1 rRNA gene is annotated in these 2,612 nt (G+C 53.0%); it reads left to right on the forward strand.

The features are described 5' to 3' along the window. A 23S ribosomal RNA gene (locus C5687_RS23900) occupies nt 1-2,547 on the forward strand; the annotation flags it as partial. Nucleotides 2,548-2,612: the final 65 nt, after the last annotated feature.

Consider the following 2,612-nt stretch of genomic DNA (forward strand, 5'->3'; position numbering starts at 1 on the left):
TGTGAACTCGAAGAGTAGGGCGGGACACGTGGTATCCTGTCTGAATATGGGGGGACCATCCTCCAAGGCTAAATACTCCTGACTGACCGATAGTGAACCAGTACCGTGAGGGAAAGGCGAAAAGAACCCCGGCGAGGGGAGTGAAAAAGAACCTGAAACCGTGTACGTACAAGCAGTGGGAGCACCTTCGGGTGTGACTGCGTACCTTTTGTATAATGGGTCAGCGACTTATATTCTGTAGCAAGGTTAACCGTATAGGGGAGCCGAAGGGAAACCGAGTCTTAACTGGGCGTTAAGTTGCAGGGTATAGACCCGAAACCCGGTGATCTAGCCATGGGCAGGTTGAAGGTTGGGTAACACTAACTGGAGGACCGAACCGACTAATGTTGAAAAATTAGCGGATGACTTGTGGCTGGGGGTGAAAGGCCAATCAAACCGGGAGATAGCTGGTTCTCCCCGAAAGCTATTTAGGTAGCGCCTCGTGAACTCATCTTCGGGGGTAGAGCACTGTTTCGGCTAGGGGGCCATCCCGGCTTACCAACCCGATGCAAACTACGAATACCGAAGAATGTTATCACGGGAGACACACGGCGGGTGCTAACGTCCGTCGTGAAGAGGGAAACAACCCAGACCGCCAGCTAAGGTCCCAAAGTCATGGTTAAGTGGGAAACGATGTGGGAAGGCACAGACAGCCAGGATGTTGGCTTAGAAGCAGCCATCATTTAAAGAAAGCGTAATAGCTCACTGGTCGAGTCGGCCTGCGCGGAAGATGTAACGGGGCTAAACCATGCACCGAAGCTGCGGCAGCGACACTATGTGTTGTTGGGTAGGGGAGCGTTCTGTAAGCCGTTGAAGGTGGCCTGTGAGGGTTGCTGGAGGTATCAGAAGTGCGAATGCTGACATAAGTAACGATAAAGCGGGTGAAAAGCCCGCTCGCCGGAAGACCAAGGGTTCCTGTCCAACGTTAATCGGGGCAGGGTGAGTCGACCCCTAAGGCGAGGCCGAAAGGCGTAGTCGATGGGAAACAGGTTAATATTCCTGTACTTGGTGTTACTGCGAAGGGGGGACGGAGAAGGCTATGTTAGCCGGGCGACGGTTGTCCCGGTTTAAGCATGTAGGCGGAGGTTCCAGGTAAATCCGGTACCTTTTAACGCTGAGGTGTGATGACGAGGCACTACGGTGCTGAAGTAACAAATGCCCTGCTTCCAGGAAAAGCCTCTAAGCATCAGGTAACATCAAATCGTACCCCAAACCGACACAGGTGGTCAGGTAGAGAATACCAAGGCGCTTGAGAGAACTCGGGTGAAGGAACTAGGCAAAATGGTGCCGTAACTTCGGGAGAAGGCACGCTGATATGTAGGTGAAGCCCCTGCGGGTGGAGCTGAAATCAGTCGAAGATACCAGCTGGCTGCAACTGTTTATTAAAAACACAGCACTGTGCAAACACGAAAGTGGACGTATACGGTGTGACGCCTGCCCGGTGCCGGAAGGTTAATTGATGGGGTTAGCGGCAACGCGAAGCTCTTGATCGAAGCCCCGGTAAACGGCGGCCGTAACTATAACGGTCCTAAGGTAGCGAAATTCCTTGTCGGGTAAGTTCCGACCTGCACGAATGGCGTAATGATGGCCAGGCTGTCTCCACCCGAGACTCAGTGAAATTGAACTCGCTGTGAAGATGCAGTGTACCCGCGGCAAGACGGAAAGACCCCGTGAACCTTTACTATAGCTTGACACTGAACACTGGTCCTTGATGTGTAGGATAGGTGGGAGGCTTTGAAGTGTGGACGCCAGTCTGCATGGAGCCGTCCTTGAAATACCACCCTTTAATGGCTGGTGTTCTAACGTAGACCCGTGATCCGGGTTGCGGACAGTGTCTGGTGGGTAGTTTGACTGGGGCGGTCTCCTCCCAAAGAGTAACGGAGGAGCACGAAGGTTAGCTAATCCTGGTCGGACATCAGGAGGTTAGTGCAATGGCATAAGCTAGCTTGACTGCGAGAGTGACGGCTCGAGCAGGTGCGAAAGCAGGTCATAGTGATCCGGTGGTTCTGAATGGAAGGGCCATCGCTCAACGGATAAAAGGTACTCCGGGGATAACAGGCTGATACCGCCCAAGAGTTCATATCGACGGCGGTGTTTGGCACCTCGATGTCGGCTCATCACATCCTGGGGCTGAAGTAGGTCCCAAGGGTATGGCTGTTCGCCATTTAAAGTGGTACGCGAGCTGGGTTTAGAACGTCGTGAGACAGTTCGGTCCCTATCTGCCGTGGGCGCTGGAGAATTGAGGGGGGCTGCTCCTAGTACGAGAGGACCGGAGTGGACGCATCACTGGTGTTCGGGTTGTCATGCCAATGGCACTGCCCGGTAGCTAAATGCGGAAGAGATAAGTGCTGAAAGCATCTAAGCACGAAACTTGCCCCGAGATGAGTTCTCCCTGAGCCTTTAAGGCTCCTGAAGGAACGTTGAAGACGACGACGTTGATAGGTCGGGTGTGTAAGCGCAGCGATGCGTTGAGCTAACCGATACTAATGAACCGTGAGGCTTAACCTTACAACGCCGAAGATGTTTTGGCGAAGAGACAGATTTTCAGCCTGATACAGATTAACAGAATTTGC

Origin of the sequence: Enterobacter sichuanensis (assembly GCF_002939185.1) — a bacterium.
Classification (GTDB): Bacteria; Pseudomonadota; Gammaproteobacteria; order Enterobacterales; family Enterobacteriaceae; genus Enterobacter; species Enterobacter sichuanensis.